This window comes from Bartonella sp. PS17NMGDW (assembly GCF_042193555.1).
Classification (GTDB): domain Bacteria; phylum Pseudomonadota; class Alphaproteobacteria; order Rhizobiales; family Rhizobiaceae; genus Bartonella; species Bartonella grahamii.
In genome coordinates this window covers 18,599-42,121 of sequence record NZ_JBHILY010000011.1, presented here as the reverse complement: position 1 = coordinate 42,121, position 23,523 = coordinate 18,599, and the positions used below count along the sequence as shown (strand labels likewise).

The 23,523-nt window shown below is 36.5% G+C and carries 23 protein-coding genes and 1 tRNA gene; 5 read left to right on the top strand and 19 right to left on the bottom strand.

Features of this window, described 5'->3' with window-relative positions; genetic code table 11:
* Window positions 1-603: 603 nt before the first annotated feature.
* The 4 genes from ACFIJK_RS07345 to folE form a co-directional block, all read right to left on the bottom strand.
* Window positions 604-1,110, bottom strand: coding sequence for a hypothetical protein (locus ACFIJK_RS07345; protein WP_015856440.1), 507 nt, complete (start codon window positions 1,108-1,110; stop codon window positions 604-606).
* A gap of 135 nt (window positions 1,111-1,245) precedes the next feature.
* Window positions 1,246-2,418, bottom strand: a complete 1,173-nt coding sequence (locus tag ACFIJK_RS07340; protein ID WP_375627363.1) for an alpha/beta hydrolase — start codon at window positions 2,416-2,418, stop codon at window positions 1,246-1,248.
* Between the two features lie 191 nt (window positions 2,419-2,609).
* A tRNA-Leu gene (locus ACFIJK_RS07335) sits at window positions 2,610-2,694 on the bottom strand.
* A 139-nt stretch (window positions 2,695-2,833) separates the two neighbouring features.
* Window positions 2,834-3,454 (bottom strand): GTP cyclohydrolase I FolE, encoded by a 621-nt coding sequence (gene folE / locus ACFIJK_RS07330; RefSeq protein WP_375620182.1) that lies wholly within the window; start codon window positions 3,452-3,454, stop codon window positions 2,834-2,836.
* 125 nt (window positions 3,455-3,579) lie between these two features.
* Between folE and ACFIJK_RS07325 the strand changes: the two genes are divergently transcribed.
* The 3 genes from ACFIJK_RS07325 to thrS all read left to right on the top strand — a co-directional run bounded on the left by ACFIJK_RS07325 (window position 3,580) and on the right by thrS (window position 6,447).
* Window positions 3,580-4,008 (top strand): iron-sulfur cluster assembly scaffold protein, encoded by a 429-nt coding sequence (locus ACFIJK_RS07325; protein ID WP_375626485.1) that lies wholly within the window; start codon window positions 3,580-3,582, stop codon window positions 4,006-4,008.
* The gene (gene yidD, locus ACFIJK_RS07320) at window positions 4,009-4,359 is read left to right on the top strand and encodes a membrane protein insertion efficiency factor YidD (RefSeq protein WP_375627362.1); all 351 of its coding nucleotides are present in this window, start codon (window positions 4,009-4,011) and stop codon (window positions 4,357-4,359) included.
* 111 nt (window positions 4,360-4,470) lie between these two features.
* Window positions 4,471-6,447: a threonine--tRNA ligase gene (gene thrS / locus ACFIJK_RS07315; protein ID WP_375627361.1), complete on the top strand. Its 1,977-nt coding sequence runs from the start codon at window positions 4,471-4,473 to the stop codon at window positions 6,445-6,447.
* Window positions 6,448-7,570: 1,123 nt separating this feature from the next.
* Here the strand turns inward: thrS and ACFIJK_RS07310 are convergent.
* The 5 genes from ACFIJK_RS07310 to ACFIJK_RS07290 all read right to left on the bottom strand — a co-directional run bounded on the left by ACFIJK_RS07310 (window position 7,571) and on the right by ACFIJK_RS07290 (window position 11,459).
* Window positions 7,571-8,074 carry a MerR family transcriptional regulator gene (locus ACFIJK_RS07310; RefSeq protein ID WP_375627360.1) on the bottom strand — a complete coding sequence of 168 codons (504 nt, stop codon included), beginning with the start codon at window positions 8,072-8,074 and terminating at the stop codon, window positions 7,571-7,573.
* Between the two features lie 195 nt (window positions 8,075-8,269).
* Window positions 8,270-8,584 (bottom strand): integration host factor subunit alpha, encoded by a 315-nt coding sequence (locus tag ACFIJK_RS07305; RefSeq protein ID WP_015856447.1) that lies wholly within the window; start codon window positions 8,582-8,584, stop codon window positions 8,270-8,272.
* A 77-nt stretch (window positions 8,585-8,661) separates the two neighbouring features.
* A complete protein-coding gene (locus ACFIJK_RS07300; protein WP_375626477.1) occupies window positions 8,662-9,636 on the bottom strand; it encodes a beta-ketoacyl-ACP synthase III in 975 nt (324 codons plus the stop codon).
* A gap of 49 nt (window positions 9,637-9,685) precedes the next feature.
* Window positions 9,686-10,756 carry a phosphate acyltransferase PlsX gene (gene plsX, locus ACFIJK_RS07295; RefSeq protein WP_375626475.1) on the bottom strand — a complete coding sequence of 357 codons (1,071 nt, stop codon included), beginning with the start codon at window positions 10,754-10,756 and terminating at the stop codon, window positions 9,686-9,688.
* A 145-nt stretch (window positions 10,757-10,901) separates the two neighbouring features.
* Window positions 10,902-11,459: a DUF177 domain-containing protein gene (locus ACFIJK_RS07290; protein WP_375626473.1), complete on the bottom strand. Its 558-nt coding sequence runs from the start codon at window positions 11,457-11,459 to the stop codon at window positions 10,902-10,904.
* A 221-nt stretch (window positions 11,460-11,680) separates the two neighbouring features.
* Between ACFIJK_RS07290 and ACFIJK_RS07285 the strand changes: the two genes are divergently transcribed.
* The gene (locus ACFIJK_RS07285) at window positions 11,681-12,160 is read left to right on the top strand and encodes an outer membrane protein assembly factor BamE (RefSeq protein ID WP_375626497.1); all 480 of its coding nucleotides are present in this window, start codon (window positions 11,681-11,683) and stop codon (window positions 12,158-12,160) included.
* A gap of 76 nt (window positions 12,161-12,236) precedes the next feature.
* Here ACFIJK_RS07285 and nusB read toward each other — a convergent pair whose 3' ends face one another.
* From nusB to glyA, 6 genes are all read right to left on the bottom strand, one after another.
* Window positions 12,237-12,707 (bottom strand): transcription antitermination factor NusB, encoded by a 471-nt coding sequence (gene nusB / locus ACFIJK_RS07280; protein ID WP_375626471.1) that lies wholly within the window; start codon window positions 12,705-12,707, stop codon window positions 12,237-12,239.
* Window positions 12,708-12,709: 2 nt separating this feature from the next.
* The gene (locus tag ACFIJK_RS07275; protein WP_375627359.1) at window positions 12,710-13,165 is read right to left on the bottom strand and encodes a 6,7-dimethyl-8-ribityllumazine synthase; all 456 of its coding nucleotides are present in this window, start codon (window positions 13,163-13,165) and stop codon (window positions 12,710-12,712) included.
* A gap of 81 nt (window positions 13,166-13,246) precedes the next feature.
* Window positions 13,247-13,864, bottom strand: a complete 618-nt coding sequence (locus tag ACFIJK_RS07270; RefSeq protein WP_375626467.1) for a riboflavin synthase — start codon at window positions 13,862-13,864, stop codon at window positions 13,247-13,249.
* A complete protein-coding gene (gene ribD / locus ACFIJK_RS07265; RefSeq protein WP_375627358.1) occupies window positions 13,846-14,973 on the bottom strand; it encodes a bifunctional diaminohydroxyphosphoribosylaminopyrimidine deaminase/5-amino-6-(5-phosphoribosylamino)uracil reductase RibD in 1,128 nt (375 codons plus the stop codon). The genes ACFIJK_RS07270 and ribD overlap by 19 nt, the downstream gene beginning before the upstream one ends.
* Window positions 14,966-15,448 (bottom strand): transcriptional regulator NrdR, encoded by a 483-nt coding sequence (gene nrdR / locus ACFIJK_RS07260; RefSeq protein WP_015856456.1) that lies wholly within the window; start codon window positions 15,446-15,448, stop codon window positions 14,966-14,968. The genes ribD and nrdR overlap by 8 nt, the downstream gene beginning before the upstream one ends.
* Window positions 15,449-15,459: 11 nt before the next feature.
* Complete coding sequence (glyA, locus tag ACFIJK_RS07255; protein ID WP_375626463.1) at window positions 15,460-16,773, bottom strand: serine hydroxymethyltransferase; 1,314 nt, start codon at window positions 16,771-16,773, stop codon at window positions 15,460-15,462.
* A gap of 321 nt (window positions 16,774-17,094) precedes the next feature.
* Here glyA and argC point away from each other — a divergent pair, with 321 nt between their 5' ends.
* Entirely contained in the window at window positions 17,095-18,027 is a 933-nt protein-coding gene (argC, locus tag ACFIJK_RS07250; protein WP_375627357.1) for an N-acetyl-gamma-glutamyl-phosphate reductase, read from the top strand.
* 22 nt (window positions 18,028-18,049) lie between these two features.
* On the opposite strand, the gene ACFIJK_RS07245 is transcribed toward argC, so the two are convergent.
* The 4 genes from ACFIJK_RS07245 to hfq form a co-directional block, all read right to left on the bottom strand.
* Window positions 18,050-19,141 (bottom strand): COX15/CtaA family protein, encoded by a 1,092-nt coding sequence (locus ACFIJK_RS07245; protein ID WP_375627356.1) that lies wholly within the window; start codon window positions 19,139-19,141, stop codon window positions 18,050-18,052.
* Between the two features lie 131 nt (window positions 19,142-19,272).
* On the bottom strand, window positions 19,273-21,099 hold the full coding sequence (locus tag ACFIJK_RS07240; RefSeq protein ID WP_375627355.1) for a hypothetical protein: 1,827 nt from the start codon (window positions 21,097-21,099) through the stop codon (window positions 19,273-19,275).
* 149 nt (window positions 21,100-21,248) lie between these two features.
* Entirely contained in the window at window positions 21,249-22,586 is a 1,338-nt protein-coding gene (gene hflX, locus ACFIJK_RS07235) for a GTPase HflX (RefSeq protein WP_375627354.1), read from the bottom strand.
* A 54-nt stretch (window positions 22,587-22,640) separates the two neighbouring features.
* The gene (hfq, locus tag ACFIJK_RS07230; RefSeq protein WP_005773461.1) at window positions 22,641-22,880 is read right to left on the bottom strand and encodes an RNA chaperone Hfq; all 240 of its coding nucleotides are present in this window, start codon (window positions 22,878-22,880) and stop codon (window positions 22,641-22,643) included.
* Window positions 22,881-23,523: the final 643 nt, after the last annotated feature.

The window sequence follows — 23,523 nt, the reverse complement described above, 5'->3', positions numbered from 1 at the left end:
TAATTTCTGATTTGAGATTTTTCCTTTAATGCTTACTTTTTTTATTGAATCATAAAAAGCTATAGACATCAATACGCCCTTACACATCTTTATATACTTTGAATCTTGTTGCTAAAGCCTGATTCGCTCTCTGGGGGCACCATATGATTTTTTAATTACGTGTAGCTTATTCATTTTCCGATCCTTTTTAAATTCAGGAGAAGGTAGAGCTAAACGTGAATTTATAAAACGTATTATTTTATCAAACTTCTTTTTTAATGCTTTAAATTCAACTAATTCCTATTAAGAAAATAGGTTAGAGTTTAAGTTTCTAATGAATATACTAACAACTCCGTAACATTGGCAAAATTATCCGGTGAGCCATTATTAAGAATCAGAAAGTTTTTTGTAAAGTTCTTACCACAAACATTTTCTTCAATAAAACCACCTAATGAATCAGCCTTAAAGTCTTTTAAAGCTTTAATCGGATAAGGAGTATGATTATAAAATACATGCGTTTCATTTATTAAAGCAATTTTTTTCTTTTAAACGATTATAGCCTTCTATTTAACAGCGTTTTTTGCTGTAAAACTCAAATTATCTGTCTGTTCAACTAAAAGAACTTTATTGTTTAGCTTTTGTGCTTTTTTCAAAGAGATGTGGGCTTTCAAGAATAAGCTTTTCTCGTGCTTTTTGTAACTGTTTAATAACTTCATCAATCTTTGAAGGAGAACAAAAAGATTCTTGGCTATTCAACAAATGCAGCCTCTCCTTTCCCTCATATAAACATTGCATCTGAGATTGAAGTATTCTAACTTCTTGAAAAAAAAGACGTCCTGTTTCCTTAAAACCATTGTTAAGTGCAAAAAGTTGATCGGAAATGGATAGCAGAATTTGTTTTAAAAAACGCTCATTTTCTTGGCGTTTACGATATTCTAAAATAAGAGCATGGCTTATCTCATCTAACTGTTTTTTTGTAGAATCAATTTGACGCAATAAATTTGGTTTTTCCCCCATATCACCTTTTCTCACCTTCACAAGCATAGCATGAATATCTAACAACTTAATTGCGGAATGAGATAAATAATCAACAACTGTAGGCGTATTAACATAGCGTTTCCGTGCAATCATCACAAACTCACCTAATGACTGTTTTTTACATTCATCCCGCTATTTATTTTCCATTTTACAAAGCCATTCTAAAGAAAGTGCTAAAAAATATTACCTCCAATGCATTATTCGATGTCCCCTTCTCTCTTTTCACTATCAACGTGGAATCCGTGGAGAGAGAAAACGTACAGGTGTATAAAGGATAAGATGTGTTGTTTTCTCCAACACACTACTACCATCAGCAAGAAGAGCTTGACTAGGTGACAATTCTGTACCTTGCATAATTGTGGAAGCCAAAGAACCTTCTCGAGAAAGAGCCATCAACGTTGGTGAAGATGCAAAGACATTGTGTGCTCCCCCATCCACATGAGAGAAATCAAGAACAGCTATTCCATTTTTACGCAACATTTCAATATCTGAGCCATCGCCCACACGATGATGTCCACCCGTAAGACGTCCTGAAACCGCGAGAGCTTTATCCGCTCTAGATACTAAAATAGCTGTTGGCTGCGGGAGTTTTTTTATATCATTAAGTTGGCGCTCAAATACATCAACATCAATGTCTGGTGCCGCCATTAATAAACTTGTAATACGACGAATAGGCTTATATTTTTTCTGTAAGGCTAAAGTTCTAAATGCTTCCATTATAACAAAATTGCCCATAGAATGCGCAATAACCGAAATCTGATCAGCATTGGTTTCACTAATAAGTGTTAAAAGCTCTATCAATCCGTCACGGGCAAAATTAGCACTGTCACGATCATAAATATAAAGAGGAACAGATCCGGCAGAAGGCCAAGAATAATGCACAGCGACAACATTTAAAGAATAATCATGTGCAAACTGTGCTGTACGAAATGTACCATCTGCAAAATTATTATTATACCCATGGATAAAAAGAAAAATTTCTCTTTTTCCTTTTGGCTTTTTTTCTAAAGCAGCATTTAATTGCTGTTTAAACTGTTCTTTATTATCGTATTTTTGCAATGCTACTGCTGCAAAATACTTATCATGCGTAGGTTTATAGGCATTTATTTCAACAACTCCCTTTGTATGTTGCTGAGGAATTCCTACGTCAACGCGATTGTAATGTACTTTATTTGATCGCTCTGCACCATAAGGTTGAGCGTAATTATTTTGCATCATACGACTTGTTGCAACATACACTGGAATGATGGCTTTTGGAGAAACTGGGTTCTCTTCAACTTCTCTTTCTACTGCAGTCATAGAAGGAGTTGCATGCACTCCATGCCAAAGCACAGCGCGTGAATCACTACATGCTGACAATAAAGAAATACAAATAAGAAGTGTTAAATATCTCAAAATCATTATACTTCTCACTGCAACTTTACCCCCACCCTATAAAAATATAACATTTCAAATGCACAGATAAAGTAATAAAAAATGAAACATTATTAGCAACACATCAACAAATAACATACAAAAAAGATTTTTCTATAATGCGCATAAATCCCCTCTCTCTACATAACTTCATCTCATTACAGAGACTCACCGCTAACTGGTGCGGTCGAGAAGACTCGAACTTCCACGGGTTGCCCCACAGCGACCTCAACGCTGCGCGTCTACCAATTCCGCCACGACCGCACGTGGGAAGAAAAACATTCTGGTTTTTAGCCTTTAACAAATCATAAAGAAAGGTACAAGCCAATTTTCTCTTTCTCATAATTTATTTTTATCCGAACGATTTATAACTTAATAGAGATTACTAAAAATATCGACTTTACTACGATCTTTGAATCATCATCATAAAGTGTGCTTGTGCAGCTTGATCTTTTTCATAATAACCATGAAAGTTTTTTGTAATTGTTGTAGAGCCCTGTTTTTGGATTCCTCTCATAGCCATACACATGTGCTCCGCCTCAATCAATACTGCTACACCATGAGGCTTCAGATACGTTTTTAACGCGTGAGCCACTTGCGCTGTCATGGCTTCTTGTGTTTGTAAACGACGAGAAAAAATATCTACAACACGCACAATTTTTGAAAGGCCAACAATTTTTTCATTAGGAAGATATGCTATATGTGCTTTCCCAATAATTGGGATCATATGATGCTCACAGTGTGAATAAAAAGGTATATTTTTTACGATTACGGCTTCATTATATCCTGAAACCTCTTCAAAAACTGTACCTAAGGTTTCTTTAACCGATTGACTATAACCACTAAAAAGCTCGCGATATGCCTTGGCTATACGTCTTGGAGTATCTAAAAGCCCTTCTCTATTTGGATTTTCCCCTATCCATAAGAGTAATGTACGAATCGCTTCTTCCACCTCTTCAATACTCGGACGCTTTTCTTCAGATAAAAAAGAATCCTTCGCGTCTTCTTTAACAACATTACGCATTCAAAAACTCCAAGCTTACTCTATACAAAGCATTTGCTCCATACCTATTTCATTTTGTATAATCTCTATATAAGCGAATTAAAAGTTTAAACAATCACGACTCTCAAAATTTCAGGCAATAGCGCATGATTGATAATATCTATAATGATAAAATACTTAAATATGCTGCACATATAGGAAAAATTGGGCGTCTTAATAATCCTGATGCAACATCAAAAAAACATGCACACCTTTGTGGTTCGACAATCACTGTAGATTTAAAAGTGGAAAATGGTATTATTACGGATTTTGCCCATGAAATACACGCATGTGTGCTAGGGCAAGCATCGGCTTCACTTTTAGCATCTCATATCATCGGACAAACAACACAAGATCTTAAAATATTGCGTGAAGTTATTTATCAAATGCTAACGCAAAATGGTCCTTCTCCTCAAGCTCCATTTAAGGATTTTTCTTGCTTACAGCCCATTAAAGATTATAAAATGCGCCATGCAGCAACACTACTACCCTTTGATGCAACGATAGACTGCATTCAAAAAATTGAAGAAAAATAAATGTTCAAATCACAATCTCGACAAAAAAAATTGACTCGAAATTACACAGGCAATTGGCAAAAAACACCTGGACGATTATTGGGTATTTTCTTAATACGTTTCTATCAAATAACACTTTCAAATCTTATAGGCAATCAATGTCGCCATGCCCCGACTTGTTCAGAATATACATATGAAGCGATTGCACGCCATGGGCTTTGGGCTGGTGCATGGATGGGACTCTTTCGTATCATACGTTGTGGGCCCTTTGGAACAGATGGCTTTGACCCAGTACCTATTTCTCTTGGAAATTCTTGCTGTTTTTATAAACCTTGGCGTTACTGGAAAATTTCTGACAAACACAACAAATAATCCTTTTCTTTTTTCGTATGTATTGATAAAAAATCAGTCTATAAGCTTTTTACTCAATTTTCACGAAACCATCCGCAATCGTTAGCGGAATTGGATTAAAAGGGTGTTTTTATGTCTTGCTCTGTTTCTCTTTCTTTTCCTGATGGTTCAAAACGTAATTACCCCTCCGAAATGACTGGTTTGGAATTAGCAGAATCCATTTCTAAATCACTCGCAAAAAAAGCTGTCGCCTATAGGCTTGATGGTATCACGCGAGACTTATCGGATCCATTGGAACAATCTGGTCAAGTAGAGATTATTACCCGAGAAGATTCACGCGCTCTTGAACTCATAAGGCATGACTGCGCCCATGTCCTTGCTGAAGCAGTGCAAGAACTCTTTCCTGAAACGCAAGTAACAATAGGTCCTGTCATTGAGAATGGATTCTATTATGATTTTGCACGCCAACAACCTTTTACATTAGATGATCTCACCGTCATTGAAAAGAAAATGCGTGAAATTATCCAACGCAATAAACCTTTCAGAAAAGAAATTTGGTCTCGTGAAAAAGCGAGAAAAATTTTTTCTGAGAAAAAGGAATTTTATAAAGTTGAACTTATTGATAGCATTCCTGAAAATCAAGATTTAAAAATTTATTATCAAGGAAAATGGTTTGATCTTTGCCGCGGACCGCACATGCAATCTACAGGGCAAATTGGGAATGCTTTCAAATTAATGAAAGTCGCAGGAGCTTATTGGCGTGGCGATGCCAATAATCCAATGCTCACAAGAATTTATGGAACAGCATTTGCAAATGAAAATGACTTAAAAGCCTACCTCCATATGCTAGAAGAAGCTGAAAAACGTGATCATCGCCGCTTGGGACGTGAAATGGACTTATTTCATTTTCAAGAAGAAGGGCCAGGAATGATTTTTTGGCACAAAAAAGGTTGGAAAATGTTCCAAAATTTGATCAACTATATGCGTAGACGCCTTGATGATCATCAATACGCTGAAGTTAATGCACCACAAGTTCTCGATAGGTCACTCTGGGAAATATCTGGCCATTGGGGCTGGTATAAGGAGAATATGTTCAAAGTAACTCCAGCAGCAGAAGATTCAGATCATGGGAATATTTATGCCCTTAAACCAATGAATTGCCCTGGTCATGTGCAAATTTTTAAACATGGTTTAAAATCTTATCGTGATTTGCCTATCAGACTTGCTGAATTTGGACTTGTTCATCGTTATGAGCCTTCGGGCTCTTTACATGGTCTTATGCGTGTGCGTGGTTTTACGCAAGATGATGCGCATATTTTTTGTACTGATGAACAATTAGCCGATGAATGTCTCAGTATTAATGATCTTATTTTATCAACTTATGCTGATTTTGGTTTTAAAGAAATTAGTCTTAAGCTTTCAACACGTCCAGAAAAACGAGTTGGGTCTGATGCATTATGGGATCATGCAGAAAGTATCATGGAATCTGTCCTTAAAACGATTGAAACAAAATTTGCAGGACAAATCAGAACAAGCATCCTTCCAGGTGAAGGAGCATTTTATGGTCCAAAATTTGAATATACATTAAAGGATGCTATCGGTCGTGAATGGCAATGTGGAACAACACAAATAGACTTTAATCTCCCCGAACGTTTTGGTGCATTCTATATTGATAAAGATTCAGAAAAACGTCAACCTGTTATGATCCACCGTGCTATCTTTGGATCAATGGAGCGTTTTCTTGGTATATTAATCGAAAATTTTGCTGGACATATGCCACTTTGGCTTGCTCCTGAACAAGTTGTTGTTGCAACAATTACGTCCGAAGCAAATGAATATGCCCAAAAAATAACAGCAAAACTTAGAGCTATTGGACTTTCCGCAACAACAGATCTCCGCAATGAAAAAATTAACTATAAAATACGAGAACATTCTTTACAAAAAGTCCCCGTAATTTTGGTATGTGGTAAACGTGAAGCTGAAACAAACAGCGTAAATATGCGCCGTTTAGGAAGTACGAATAAAACCCTTTTATCTGTAGAAGATGTGATTAAACAACTCTCAAATGAGGCAACACCTCCGGATTTGCAACGTGTAATAAATGCATAACATCGCAGAAGGTGGTAATACGTTAATTTTTTACTATAAATCTTCAAATTTTGTACAAAATGAGAGGGTTTGATATTCTAGTGTGTTTTGGTTTCATGCACAATTACCTATCACCAGAAAGAATCACGTGATCACTCTCTACAAGGTAGATTGATGAAAAAAATCAATGTAAGCTATGAGCTTTTTTAATGCAAAAATCATAGACAATTGAATATTAATAATAACATTAATCTTTTACCTTTATAATGCAAAGATGGTGCTATTATCATGGATAGATCATTACGATAATTATAGCAACATCAAGCAAGAAGGCTGAAAACAAGATTATATTTATTAATAAAAAATATGTAAAATTAGCTGAACAATGATATGTCTTATTCGTAAGATAAGCTCTTATAAAAAGACAAGATATTGATTTATAATGATAATATATCTTTATTCATATTAAATAAGGTTTCGAATATCATAGGATTGTCTCATTTTAGATATGTTTATGTTGAATCTATCAAAATTATTTTTTGGCACGAGACAAGCGGAATGAGTGTGTGGTTAAAAATTATTGAGAAAGGACTTTTAAAATGCCCACAATGAACCGCCTAAAGTGCTAAGGATTATTGCAATCATTGAGGGTAGGCTAAACTATAATGCTGATGCCGACTTGCTCCTTCATAAATGTAAAAATAACAGTACTCAACGGGTTTACCATTATATCATTCACGAGAAATCATGGTGAAATAAGCTTAAGAAGCCTTAAGAAACATCTCTTTAAAACAAGCAGATGAATTGGTGAATCAATGGCATTCTACATCCTGCAATCTACACTGATGAGATATTGCATTAGCTTTCATAAAGTCAAATCAGAGAAAAATGGCAAAACTCAGCGCCTATTCTTTCCCCTCTTCATATTTTACCAAATTAAAAACTCTTATAAAAAACTCGTTAAATATACACATACGATACATTACTACTCGTTAAACGTATAAAACTCTGGGCACACCCATAAAACATCTAAATATCTACGAAACACATTGCTATGCTAGACGCAAGATATTGATTTGTAAAACAATTTCAAAACACATATTTTGCTAAAAAAGCAACACATATAAAACAAAAAACATTATTGCTATCGAGCTCTATCAAGAACACGCTTACATTCAATGAGTTCAAATAGGATTTCTTGCAACAATGCTTTATCAGTTTTATCTTTGTAAAGATTCACAGAACCAACAGATGTTTCTCCTTCATTCCTCATGAAATTCAAAAGCCCAAAAGAAGATTTTTTAGGCTTATTGCTAGCATTTTCAGAAGTTTGTCCTGCATGTTTCTTCTCTATGACCACATTCATAGCATCAAGATCACCATTACCCAATGCAGTCACAAAAGCAACACCATTTTCTTTCAAAAGGCGTTGCACACCTTTTATCGTATAACCCTGATCATATAATAACTGCTTAATACCATTGAGCAAATCAACATCGACCGGACGATAATAGCGCCTTCCTCCCCCACGTTTCATTGGTTTAATCTGCCTAAAACGTGTTTCCCAGAATCTTAACACATGCTGCGGAAGCTCCAATAACTCGGCTACTTCGCTAATTGTGCGAAAAGCATCAGAGCTTTTATCCATTTTGCAACACCTTATTTAAAACAAAATAAATTACTTTACAATGACTCATTCCGTCTCAATTTCTCAACAAGATTAGTCAAAAATAAGACCATCATTGACGACTTACACAACTGTCTTTTTCTAAAAAACAAAGACCTTTATTTTATCGTTTTTTTAACAAATACCAAACATACCATAGCGTTTATTTATGAGATATCATTTTTTCTGTCTTGCACGATGCGAATCTAAAATTCTCTGTTTAAGGACATTGGCAGCCTTAAACGTTACAACACGTCGCGGCGGAATAGGTGCTTCAACACCTGTTTTTGGATTACGTCCAACACGTTCATTTTTACTGCGAACCTGAAAAGTTGCAAAAGAGGATAATTTAACCGCTTCACCTCTTACAAGTGAGTTGCAAATCTCATCCAAAACCAATTCGACTAAAGCTGCTGATTCAGTATGTGACAAGCCCACTCTTTTACAAACTACGCTCGCTAAATCTGCACGCGTTACTGTCTTACTTGTCATTATAACCACCTATTAAAATATTAAAAATTACAAAATGACTTATACGTTTTCTTGAAATATGGTCAAGTAGCCATAATTTACCAACGAATAAGAATTGCTCCCCATGTAAATCCACCTCCCATGGCCTCTAACATGATAAGATCTCCTTCTTTTATTTTTCCATCGCAAACAGCTGTTGTTAAAGCCAACGGAACTGATGCCGCAGACGTATTACCATGTTGATCAACGGTAATCACAACTTTATCTAGTGAAATTCCCAGTTTTTTAGCAGATGCTTCAATAATGCGCTTATTAGCCTGATGAGGTACAAACCAATCTAGTTGTGAAGAATCCATACCTGCAGCTGCAAAACAATCATCAACCACATCCGTTATCATACCAACAGCATATTTAAAAACTTCTCGTCCTTCCATACGCAAATAGCCTGTCGTTTGTGTTGTTGAAGGTCCACCATCAACATATAGCTTATCTATATAAGCACCATTAGAGCGCAATTTCGCAGACAATATACCACGCTCAAAAGCAATACCCCCCTCAATTTCCTGTGCTTCCAAAATAGCAGCACCCGCACCATCACCAAACAAAACACATGTCGTACGATCTTCCCAATCTAAAATTCGAGAAAATGTATCGGATCCAATAACTAAAATTCTTTTAGCCGCTCCACACCGTAAATAAGAATCTCCTGTTGTTAAAGCAAAAATAAAACCAGAGCAAACAGCTTGAATATCAAAAGCAAATCCATGGCTCATTCCCAAAGCACGCTGAATTTCAACAGCAGAAGCAGGAAAAGTACGATTCGGGGTGGACGTTGCTAAAATAATACAATCAATGTCTTTTATTGTTAAACCAGCATTTGTAAGTGCTGCTTGCGCAGCCTCAACTCCTAAAGAAACAGTTGTTTCATTTTCACTGGCAATATAACGTTGGCGTATTCCTGTACGCTGAACAATCCATGAATCTGACGTTTCAACAAACTTTGCAATCTCATCATTTGATAAACTTTTCTTCGGCAAAGCACTTCCTACACCACGTATAATTGACCGAATCATTAAGCTCTTACCTTTTCTTCAAATTTTTCATTTCTATTATAAGAGCTTATCATAAGGACTCTCCATTCACTGTCTCTTCACCTTCTTGATCAAAAAGTGTTTCTTTATTCTCATGAAACCGTCGCAAATCAGCTGTTATTTTTTTCAAAAGTCCATTATTAACCATCTCATAACCAACGCGGATAGCAGAAGCAAAACCGTTAGCATTAGCACTCCCATGGCTTTTGATCACAACACCATTCAACCCCAAAAGCACTCCTCCATTCACCCTATCGGGATCCATTTTGTGTTTCAGCGTACGAAAAGCACCCCGCGATAAAAAATAGCCAAGAGATGTTAAAAAAGAACTGCGCAGTGCGGAGTTTAAAATCTCTCCTATCTGTCGCGCGGTTCCTTCTGCGGTTTTTAAAGCAATATTACCAGAAAACCCCTCTGTTACAACAACATCGACTGTTCCTTTTCCAATGTCATTGCCCTCAACAAATCCTTTATATTCCAATCCTTCTAATTGCACTTCACGCAATATCATTCCTGCTTTTTTTATTTGATAAAGTCCTTTAACCTCTTCCACCCCCACATTTAAAAGCCCAACACTTGGTCTTTCAGTGTGATATAAAGCGCGAAACATACCCGCTCCCATAACCGCCAAATCAACCAACTGACCAGCAGAGGCACCAATTGTTGCCCCAATATCCAAAACGATACTCTCACTGCGAAGTGTTGGCCAGATACCCGCAATACCAGGACGTTCAGCCTCTGCGAGCATTTTCAAACAAAAATAAGACATGGCCATGAGTGCACCCGTATTACCAGCAGAAATGCAAGCATCAGCTTCACCATTTTTTACCGCTTCAATGGCGTACCACATTGATGATTTACCACGTCCATTACGAAGTGCTTGGCTTGGCTTTTCATCCATGCGTGTATAACTTTCTGTAGGGCAAAAGCGCGATACAGAATCCAAACAAGGGTATTTTTTTAAAACTGGACGAACGTCCTCCTCTATTCCATAAAACAGAAAATAAATATTTGATAAATATTTTTGTACAATTGCTGCTCCTGCAATAGCTGCTTCTGGACCGTAATCACCGCCCATGACATCCACAGAAATTCTAATCACGCTTGCATATCCCACATCTTTTCATTTACATCTTTAAACACATATTATGATTTTTGGCTCCTGAACACTCACAAAGCAAATCTTGCAAAAATCGCTCCGCAGAAAATATCGTTTAGCATACAATAGATATTTTATGTTTTTACAATCACTTCCAATTTTTCAAAACAGAAAATGGCGAGAATTTTTGCTCTGCTTCTTCTAAATTTTCAACCATATCCATCTTTATTCTCTCTTTACGTGGATAATGATTAATAGACAACTCAAAAAACTCTTCCATGATTGCACCAATATCAATTTTATCATCATAAAACACTTCAGGAGTATCAAGCCCCTCCACATCTAAAAACAATTCTCCTGTATCCTCTGATATTTTGGGCTTCATCAAATTTGAATCTTCAGGAACAAAAACAACCTCAATATTTTCACAAAGGATATTTTCTAATGGTTCTAATGTAACAACACATAACTGTAGTATGCGCGCTTGCAACAGACCTTTTATACGTACTCCGCGTTTTTTCCACGGGAAAATATGGAAATTTCCCTCACAAGATTTTACTTCAATTAAATCATGGTTCTGAGCTAAATTTGTACATTCTTTTTTGTTTGCACAAAAATGAACCCTTATACCTTTAGCAGGTAGAGAACGTACGGATATTGGATAAGCCAAAGCAAATGTCATTTGAGGAATATTTTTAACATTCATTGACAACTCCCAAAGATAAAAACGCATAAAGCACTGTGTTTTTATTTATATCAAGTATTCATGCATTTTTTTCTTTTCTAAAGAAATTCTATATGGCATAATTCACTTTATAACAGGGAAGCTCAGTGTAAGCTACGGTAGATTAAGCTAAAATTAGAAAAAACTTGAGGTTGCCTTCTTGTCCTACATCTCAGTATAAAAAGGAGATATCATTGTTTCAAATGCCTCACATAATAGCCTTAATCAAACGTAAATTATTGATTGGTCTATCAATAACAAGCATAGGAATGCTTGCTGGATGTGGTCTTCTCGATTCTTCAGGTTCGAGCCAAATTTATAGAGAGGGCTATGTTCTTGATAGAAATGCTCTAAGTTCTATTTCTGTTGGCTCAAGTCAAGAGCAAGTTCTTTTAACTTTAGGGACCCCTTCATTAAAAACAAAATATGATAATGAAGTTTTTTATTACATCTCACAGACACGCTATCGTGGGATGCAGTTTATGAAAACAAAGATTATTGATCGCAAAGTTTTAGCCATTTACTTCAATAAAAATAATCAGGTTGCAAAAGTTGCTAATTACGGATTACAAGACGGTCAAGTGTTTGATTTTATTGCACAAACAACACCAACTGTAACAAAAGAACATCCTTTTTTAATTCAAATTATAAAAGGCCCTGCGAATTTGCCACCCCATAACTAAATCATATAGTCTACATACCGTCTCAATATTATTAGGTCTGATAATATCTGACCTAATAATGGGGGATTTCTAGCTCTTATGGGCGGACTTTTTTTGCCATACTGTCGAGAACTGCATTAACAAGTTTTGGCTCATCACCTTCAAAAAACGCCTTAGCTATGTCAACATATTCATTCATGACAACCGCAACAGGAACATCTTTACGGTTGATCAACTCCCATAAACCTGCTCGTAAAATTGCTCGCAATATAGAATCAAGACGTGAAAGAGACCACTCTGCAGAAAGCTGTTGATGAAGCAGAGGATCAAGCTGCTTTTGATCTTTTACAACACCCGTTATAATAGCCAAAAACCATTGAAAATCAGCTTCAAGATACTGGTCTCCATCGATATCTTTTCCCAAACGATAAGCTTCATACTCAGCTGCTATTTCCATCACCCCCGAACCCACGATATCCATTTGATAGAGGGCTTGAACTGCAGCGAGTCTTGCTGCTCCACGTTTATTGGCTGAACGCGGAAAATGTCTGCTTTTTATATCAGCCATATTTAACGATTATCTCCAAATCTCTTTTTTAGAGCGATCATACATAAAGCAGCTTCAGCCGCAAAACCACCTTTATTTTTGTCATCTAGATTCGCACGCACCCATGCTTGTTCTTCATTTTCAACAGTCAAAATACCATTTCCAATAGCCAAGTGCTGATGAATAGTTAAATCCATCAATGCACGACAAGAATCATTAGCAACAATTTCAAAGTGATATGTTTCGCCCCGAATAACACAACCAAGAGCAACATAACCATCATAAGATATCTTATTTTGTTCAGCAAAAGCTATTGCACTTGGTATTTCTAATGCTCCAGGAACCGTTACAACATCATAACTTGCTTCAGCTTTTTGCAAAGTATTCACTGCACCTCTCAAAAGCGCATCAGAAATCCCCTCATAAAAACGTGCTTCAACAATCAATACGTGAGGCTTTTTACGTATCTCTTTCATCATAATGGAATTCCACAAAAAACGAATCAAAAAAATCAAGGTTATAAAGCATAAAATTCTGAAAACGATCAATAGAGTTTTGGTTTATTCATCTTCTCTTTTTAAAGCAAAAAGTTTCGCAGCATAACGAGCAAGTTGATCAATTTCCAAATTGACCCGATCTCCAATTCTAGCCTGTCCCCACGTTGTCATTTCGAGTGTATGGCGAATAATAAGAACATCAAAAACACAATCCTCAACACCATTAACAGTCAAAGATGTCCCATTAAGTGCAATAGATCCCTTATTGACAATGAAAGGTATAAATTGTCTTGCAACTTTTAAATAAAAACGAATTGCATCCCCTTCATTTTTTTGATCAATGATTTCAACCAAACCATCAATATGACCAGAAACCAAATGTCCTCCCATTTCATCACCTAATCGAAGCGAACGTTCCAAATTAACAAAAGTTCCTTTTGTCCATTGTGCAAGATTCGTTAAACGTAATGTTTCTTCCCACGCCTCGACAACAAACCAATTAGAATCTTCTTGTTTTAATCCTCGCTCTACAATTGTCAGACAAATTCCTGAACAAGCAATTGATGCGCCAATTGCTAAGCTTTCTATAGCATAGCGTGTAGAAATCTTTAAACGCATCCCCTGCTTTAAAGGTTGAACATCTTCAATACAACCAATATCCGTTATAATTCCTGTGAACATAATGTCTTACGTCTCCATTTATAAAAACGGTCATTTCCAAACATTCTTGTCTCAATCTCATAAAACTGCGAGAGATAATTTCCAAAATGAGGGGCTTCAATACGATTTTTTCCTAAAACCATGGGGGTATGAAAACATATCAAATGATCAACACAACCAGCATTCAAAAACTTTTCCCCTGTCTTTACGCCCCCTTCCAATAAAACACTATTAATCCCATGTTTATAAAGCATCTGTAAAAGAGCAAAGGGTTCCACACAACCATTGTTCATCTCTACCGAATAAACAGACACACCATATTGCTCCAATGCATTTTTTTTGCTTTTCTTTGAAAGATCCACATCACAAATAACCCATGTAGGAATTTTCATAGCTGTTTGGACAACTTTTGCATCAAGGGGGATAGATAAATCTGCATCCAAAATAATACGAATTGGTGAGCGCATCTCCATCCCTGGCAAGCGGCAATTAAGTTGTGGATCATCTGCTAATATAGTACCAATACCAACGAGGATAGCATTATTTTGAGCGCGTAAAATATGCGTATGGGCATGAGAAAGTGTTCCACTAATTTTTACGCTGCCCTTTTCTCTTTTCCCAACACCATTATCAGCAGAAATTGCCATTTTAAAAGTGACCGCACAGCGTTGTATCTTCCTTATGCACCAATGCGTCCATAAAGATTCAAAAGCCTCTTCAGCTAAAATGCCCTCAACCACTTCAATACCCGCCGCTCGCAAAAGAGCAATACCATGACCATCAACACGCTTGTCACAATCAGTCAACGCAACAACAACTCGAGAAATACCTGAATCAATGAGTGCATTCACACATGGCGAAGTTTTTCCATAATGCGCACAAGGTTCTAAAGTAACATAAGCAGTCGCTCCTTGAGCCAAAGAACCAGCCATATGTAAAGCTTGCACTTCGGCGTGAGGACTCCCATGAATAGCTGTTATGCCATAGCCAACAATAAATGCCCCCGCACTATTATCGTTTCGCACAATTAACGTACCAACGGAAGGATTCTCACCTGTAAGACCGACATGACGCTCTGCTAGACGAATAGCTGCAGCCATAAACCGTTCATCTTGCAATTTTTTATTCATCAAAACGAGATTCTGTATCCGCAATACCCTTTGACAATTCATCTATAACATCGTGAAAATCGCTTGCATTACGAAAATCTCGATACACAGAAGCAAAACGAATATAAGCAATATCATCAATTCTTTTCAATGCTTCCATAACAAGATGTCCAATTTTTTCTGAAGCAATCTCCGGTTCTCCCAAACTTTCAAGCTGGCGCACAATGCCAGAAATTGCTCGTTCAATATGATCAGGATCAATATTGCGCTTACGTACAGCCACATCAACTGATCGCATTAACTTATCACGATCGAATGGTTCACATCGTCCACTTTTTTTAGCAACCAATAGCTCACGCAACTGAACACGTTCAAAAGTTGTAAAACGACCACCACAAACGGAACACACACGGCGGCGGCGAATCACTGCCCCCTCTTCTGCTGGACGTGAATCTTTAACCTGTGTATCCTCATATTGGCAGTAAGGACAGCGCATCTTTTGTGTCCTTAACGATTACTAAGATAAGAGTAAAGAGGAAATTGACTCGTTATATCTTTTACCTTTTTCTCAACAGCCATTTCAACGGCATAATTATCTTCATCACTTTTTGCGCTCCGAAGACCATCAAGAACTTCTGAAACCAGATGACCAACTTGAATAAACTCTTTTTCTGAAAAACCACGTGTTGTGGCAGCAGGTGATCCCAAGCGAATTCCCGATGTTATAGATGGCGTTTCAGGATCAAAAGGAATACCATTTTTATTGCAGGTAATATGAGCGCGCCCCAAAGCCAATTCAGCACGTTTACCTGTTAGATTTTTGGAACGTAGATCAACCAACAATAAATGATTATCTGTACCACCAGAAACAATATTAAAACCATTACTCTGTAATATTTTTGCTAAAGTTTTCGCATTAGCGACCACATTGGCACTGTAACTCTTAAAAGAGGGACGCAAAGCCTCCTCAAATGCAACAGCCTTTGCAGCAATTACATGCATTAAAGGACCACCTTGAAGACCAGGAAAAATTGCAGAATTAATTTTCCTGGATAAAGACTCATCATTTGTCAATATTAAACCACCACGAGGACCTCGAAGCGACTTATGTGTTGTTGTTGTTACAATATGCGCATGTGGAACGGGTGAAGGATGCACGCCACCAGCAACAAGACCGGCAATATGAGACATATCAACGAGTAGATGAGCACCAATCTTATCTGCAATTTCACGGAATCGTTTCCAATCCCATAGCCGCGGATAAGATGAGCCACCCGCTATAATAAGTTTGGGCTTACGTTCTTTTGCAAGTTGCTCAACCTCATCCATATCAATAATCTGATCTTCTTGACGCACACCATAGGAAACAACATCAAACCATTTTCCTGACATATTAACAGATGAACCATGCGTAAGGTGACCACCAGCATTTAAGTCTAATCCCATAAATGTGTCACCAGGCTGAAGTAAAGCTAAAAAGACAGCTTGATTCATTTGGCTACCAGAATTAGGCTGTACATTCGCAAAAGCAGCACCAAAAAGCTGTTTTGCCCTTTCAATGGCTAAATCTTCAACGACATCAACAAATTGACACCCGCCATAGTAGCGCTTTCTTGGATAACCTTCTGCATACTTATTAGTTAAAACAGACCCCTGCGCTTCAAGAACCGCTCTTGAAACAATATTCTCTGAAGCAATCAGCTCAATTTCATGTTGTTGACGCTCAAACTCCCCTCTAATTGCATCAAAGATTGCACCATCAACAGTTTGTAAATTATCATTAAAAAAGCGCTTTTGTGCGTCATTTTCTTGCTGAGTCATAAAACACGTTCCTAACATAAAAAAATAAAATCACTGAACGATAACACAGCAAACCATGCAAACCAAACATTTTAAACCGCTTACACTCAAAAATAATGACGCAAATATTTATCTTATTCTTTGTTATAAAAAAAACAAAAAACTTCCCTCTCAAGAATGGTAAAAAATGAGATTACATTTCTTTTTTTACACTCTTATTTGTTTACACCTTTTACAAAAGGTATCTATAATCTAAAGAAATTCAATAATTTAATGATTAAAAATAATTTATAATGTGAAAAACTGAATATAATAGGCAAAGTTAATACAAGGCAAATAAGAATGCTAACTAAAGTTTTTATTGATGGTGAACATGGCACAACCGGACTACAAATACAAAAACGCTTAGAGGGGCGTACAGATTTAAAACTACTCTCTCTTGCTCATAAAGATCGCCATAATGTCCATCTGCGACAAGACTATCTTAATCAAGCCGATATTGCTATTTTGTGTCTTCCAGATGATGCTGCACGCGAAACAGTTCATTGGCTTAAAAAAAATAAAAACATTAGGATTATTGATAGCTCGACAGCCCACCGTGTTGCACCAGACTGGGTTTACGGTTTTCCTGAAATGACAACAGGACAAAGAAAGCGCATCCAAGCAGCACATTATGTAACCAATCCCGGGTGCTATCCTACCGGTGCCATTAGTTTGATTCGCCCACTCCGTGAAGCAGGACTGCTAGACGCCTATTATCCCATCTCGATTAATGCAATCTCCGGCTATACTGGTGGTGGAAAACAGTTGATTTTAGAAATGGAAAATCAATCTCAACAAAATATTCAGAACAATTATTTTATCTATGGTCTTAATCTTGAACACAAACATGTGCCAGAAATTAAAATCTATGGACAAATCAACCAAACCCCAATTTTCATACCAAGTGTTGGTCGTTTTCCCCAAGGGATGATTGTGAATCTTCCTCTGCATCGCCATTTATTCACAAAATCAGCAAACTGTTCTGATTTGCGCGAAATTCTCGCAAACCATTACGATGGACAAAATACCATTTTAGTTGCATCACAAGAAGAAACTGCTTCACTTCAAAGACTTAATCCAGAGTGTTTAGCCAATAAAGATAATATGAAACTGTTCGTATTTGGAAATGATCGTGAAGGTATTTTTAATCTCAGCGCCATATTCGATAATTTAGGAAAAGGCGCATCAGCTGCGGCTATCCAGAACCTCGATTTAATGCTTTCAAGCAACTAAAACTCCCTATAAATACAAACTTTTATTCAACAACGCGATATGCCCCTTTCGTTGCTCGCCAGTGCGCAACCGCAAAACATAACACTGCTAGTGCCATACTTTGGTGAATGAGCCCTAAACTTATCGGAACCTCATGTAACAGTGTTAAGATACCCAAGAGTGCTTGGATAATAATCATAACACAGATAAGAAATGCACGACGAGAATGGGTTGAATGTGGAATGTTTTTTTGTACATAGAAAGCATGAACAACTGAAACAATAAATACAAAATAAGCAAAAAATCGATGAATAAATTGAACCATTAATGAATTTTCGAATAAATTGAGCCAAACAGGACGAAGCTGCAACAAACCATCAGGAATAATCTGCCCATCCATAAGAGGCCATGTATTATAGACTTTTCCAGCATGAAGCCCTGCAACCAAAGCTCCGAAATAAATCTCTATCAAAACGAGAACAACAAGCCAAGCCGCAAAATATTGCACCTTTTTATTTGCTGGCTTTTCTGAATATTCTGCAAGTCCTCGAGATAAATAAGTAACAAAAACAATAACAAAACATGCCGTTATAAGATGAAATGCCAAACGATATTGGCTCACACTTGTTAAATTACTTTGCCCAATCCCTGAAGCAACCATCCACCAACCAATAAAGCCTTGAAAGGCGATAAGAATAGGCACGACAATAAGCGGGAGTAAGATATTTTTTTCAACACGCTTAGTCGCCCAAAACCAAATGAGCCCCAATAAAGCGACAAGACCAACAAGACGCCCAAGAACACGATGCGCCCATTCCCACCAAAATATGACCTTAAAAGCACTTAAGCTCATATCAGGATTAAGCAGCTTATATTGTGCTATCTGTTGATATTTTAAAAATTCCTCTTGCCATTGATCCACACCAATCGGTGGAATAACGCCGTGTATTGGCTTCCATTCCGTTATAGATAATCCTGATCCCGTCAAACGAGTAGCGCCACCTACTAAGACAATTGCTAAACAAAGCAATAAAATAGAGTAAAGCCACACCTGTATTTGTTTTCTATTTTTCTTTTGCACGGGCGTTAAAATGCTATTGTTTAATCTCTTTACTGCCATCTCTGATTGCCCCACGCTTCTCTCCAACTACAATGCATTTTAAAATTTAAACATCAAATCATTGTGTATTCTAGTATGTACTATAACTTTAGCAAAAAACAAGCGTACCACTATAACATGCGATACATATTTCTTTTTTATAAAGTTTATGATGCAACAACGCGATAAACAGCCTTTGGAAAGCTGCTTACCATCCGCATCATCCATTCTTGTTCATTAAGAACAGTCTTACAAATATAATAGTCTGTTAGCTCTGCAAATTGCTCAAATCCATATTTTGGTTCGCTTGCCATCTCTAGAATGATAAAATCATATTCTTTTTTAAATTCTTGTAATATATGAGAAATGTCATTTGAAAAATCTTGTGCAGAAATAGCACTTGTTAACCCCTGAGGAAGAATATCAACCCCCGTATCATAATCACGGTAAATAACATCATGCAGCTGGGCATTGCCCGTTAAAATATCACTCAGTCCGCGATGTGGACCAATGACCTTCTCTATTTGTTGACCAGAAATATCGACCAACAGAATTGTTTTGTTCTCTTTTGTGAGATGAAGTGAAAGCTTTGCCGCTGTCCGTGCAGCCTCTGGTCCAATGATTGAAATAATGGTTGAAGCACGCCATTTCAAAACATCAGATAATCCCTCTATCGTAATAAAAGCTTCAAGATTTTTCATTTCTTGAGAGACTAAAATACTCTCGTTCTTCTTAAGAGCATTTTCTTTTGATCTCAAATCCTCTTCTGAAGGTTGATCTTTTTTGCTTTTAAAGCACGGATAAAATAACAATATTCCTAGTAAAAGAGTAAGGAAGCTAGCCAATGCACTCACAAAAATATTTTTTCCATAAAGAGCCATAAAAGAAATTGGTGCTAACGTTGTTGGCATAACCACGTGGATATTTGTGTTTTGTAAAAGAAGAGGATTATCACTCAATCTCCGATATGAACCAATAATTTTTTCTCTTCGTTGAGCAGACTTACTCATCGCTTTATTTTGTGCATCGACTGCTGCTTTTATTTTATTTTCAAACTCGTTAAATATTTCATTCAAAGATTGGGATTGATCTTTTACAAAAAAGTTCATTCTTTTTTTGAGCTGTTTTTCTAATTCCGTTGCAATAACCTCATCTGAATGAACTTGATAAACGATTTGTAAAATTTTATTTTTTAATTGATGAGAAACTGTTTCTAATTCCGCAGTCATTGCTTTAATTTGAGGATGTGTCCACCCCAATTGCACCGCCATATGTGCTCTTTGCGTTTCCAAAAGATCACGTTTAGATTCCAGAGCAACAATTGCTGAATTACCTGCAATAAACGATAAAGACAATAAAGACTGTCCCTTTTCACGCATCGCGTTAATCGTTGAGTTCAAACTTGTTAAATGAATACGCTTTAAAGTTGCTTCCGTTAATTGCATAGAAAGATCATGAAGCTCTGTTTGTTTTACACCCTGCTGAATAAAAGACTCAACAGATGTACGAAATCCCTGCATGATATTAACGATTGCAGTATTATCATATTGTTTGTCTTCTAATTTATCATTTAACAAGAATTGTTTCTGTTTTATGATTGCTTGTGAAAATGCGGAAAACCAAGTTTCCAACCCACGTTGAGCTGCTTCAAGTGTCTCAGCTTCAAAAGTCAAATCGATAAAATCACCACGACGCGATAAACGGATATTTTCATGATTTTTTTTCTTATTAAAAGCACTTAAAGAAAATTGCGAATCATTGAAGAACATAGGCTGTGAAAACAAAAAAGCGATAACATTGTCTTGCTTTTTGATTGGTAACGGTTTTCCTACAGAATCAGATAATGAAAATATTAAAGTTGCTTGGTAACCACGGGGCTGAAAAAAATAATACAACCAAATCAAAGATATACATAGCATTTGTAATAGCAAAACAATCAAAATGCTTCGCCATACAGTACGTAGGAATAGTCTTTTATTACACTTAAGACTCATCTTTATTTTAACCAGCAAAATACTTCTTCATATTGTTTTATTAAGAGAAAGTAGTAACTATCCTCTTAACTTGCTGTCATATTATTTTCAGATAATAAAAACATAAAATTTAAGCACAAATGTTCAGCAATAGCTTTAAAGAACTTAATTCATATTTTTTTGATGTTCTCTAATTGTTTTTTTGCTTCAGAAGTAATAACGGCTCTAATGGTAACAGACCCATCATCATGTCCTTCTTGCATTATTTCCGAAGAGTTTTCATAAAACCAATCGATAAGCGACATTTCATGAGGTTTTAAAAGATATTCAATGCTTTGCACCTCTCCAAAAATTCGCTTTTCAATGGCTCTTAATAATTGATCGAGTCCATCCCCCTTAAGCGCTGATACCATGAGAGCAGGATTTAATCGTGTTTTTGCGCTTGTTTGTAAAACATTCAATGCCTGCTCATCCAACATATCAATCTTATTCCAAACCTCTATGATATGCTCCATATCATCAATATCGATATCAAGACTTGAAAGCACTTCTAAAACATCTTGAGCATGTGCACGATGATCAAGATCTGACATATCTCTTACATGAAGAATGAGATCCGCTTCAACCACTTCTTCAAGGGTTGCTCTAAAAGCTGCAATCAAATTTGTTGGCAAGTTAGAAATAAACCCTACAGTATCAGACAAAAGAATAGTTTTTCCATGGGGAAGAACAACTTTGCGCAAAGTCGGATCAAGCGTTGCAAATAACATATTCTTTGCTAATACATCTGCACCACTTAAACGGTTAAAGAGAGTTGATTTTCCTGTATTCGTATATCCTACCAGTGCCACAACAGGATAAGATGTTTTTTTCCTTTTTGCTCTATGTAGTGCACGTGTTTTAATAACCGTTTCCAATTCGCGTCGAATACGAATAATTTTCTCTTGTAAAAGACGCCTGTCTGCTTCAATTTGCGTTTCACCAGGTCCACCTAGAAAGCCACGTCCCCCCCGTTGCCTTTCCAAGTGCGTCCAACTACGCACAAGTCGCCCTTTTTGATAAGACAAATGCGCTAACTCTACTTGCAAAACTCCTTCTTTTGTTCGTGCACGATCCCCAAAAATTTCAAGAATCAAAGCCGTTCTATCGATAACTTTGCAATTCCATAATTTTTCTAAATTACGCTGCTGTACTGGCGTTAAAAAGTGATCTACAATCGTAAGCTCAATAGAATATTCATCTATATAACAGGTTAACGCATCTACTTTACCTTTTCCAAAGAGAGTCGCAGAGCGAGGCGTTGCAATATTAACCGTTTCATAATTAACAACTTCTAACCTTATAGCACGCGCTAAGCCTAATGACTCTTTAACACGAGAAGATATAGAACACTCTCTCAAAGAGCTTTCACTTCTATTTTCTTGAAAAATCGGTATCAAAACAAGTGCGCGCACCTGCCCTGTATTCTGCGAAAACACCCCTCCTAATCTCTCATTTTTATTTATCATAGCAATCTAAGTACTTTTAAAATGGGATAAGAGGTTTATCTTAAAATGATATGTTTACTCAGGACTTTCACCCTCAAACATCTGCACAGGCTGTCCAGGCATAATCGTAGAAATAGCATGCTTATAAACCAATTGCGCATGTCCATCTCGGCGCAAAAGAACACAAAAATTATCAAATGAAGTTACAATACCCGTGAGTTTAACGCCATTGACAAGAAAAATTGTAAGGGAAATTTTTTGCTTACGCACCGTATTTAAAAACACATCTTGCAGGTGTTGTGATCGCTCTGCCATTATTCTTACACCTTCATCTCGATTGCATAAAATATTCGTGCATGCATATCGACTGAAAAATATCTAATTGTCAACGTAGAAGCTTCAAAATTTAGCAACAAACAACTGAAATTAGAGAAAAAACGGCTCTTTAAGGCAATAATAAAGCGCAACTTACAAAAAGCTATATTAAATTAAAAATTTTTCCACGTTTATTCTTTTATAATCTTACAGTCCAAAGGCATACTTTTATATATCCTAAGCTATTACAGACTATATGTGATGATGAATCTGCTTCGTTTAGAATCAATAAAAGTAAACGGACAACAATATTTATTAACGATCATCGGTATTAATAGAGAGGTGTTCGCACCTTAACTGTGTATATAACGGCTATTAAATTATCCTTGTTTCAAAGACTAGCGGCTTATAAAGTTTTTTATAAACACAAGTTGTAAACAGTATTTTTGTTTTTGTTAGATTCAAATAATAAATTGTTTTTACTATATTTTATAACATTTTTAAACAGGGTATAAGAAACCGCGTTAACTTTATCTTGATAAGTTTTTAAAATTTTTCCCTAAGCATATTCCTTTCTAAATAATTAACAGCTAGTATGTAGAGATTATGTGGAAGAGGACGTATCCCTTTTCCGTCTGTAAGA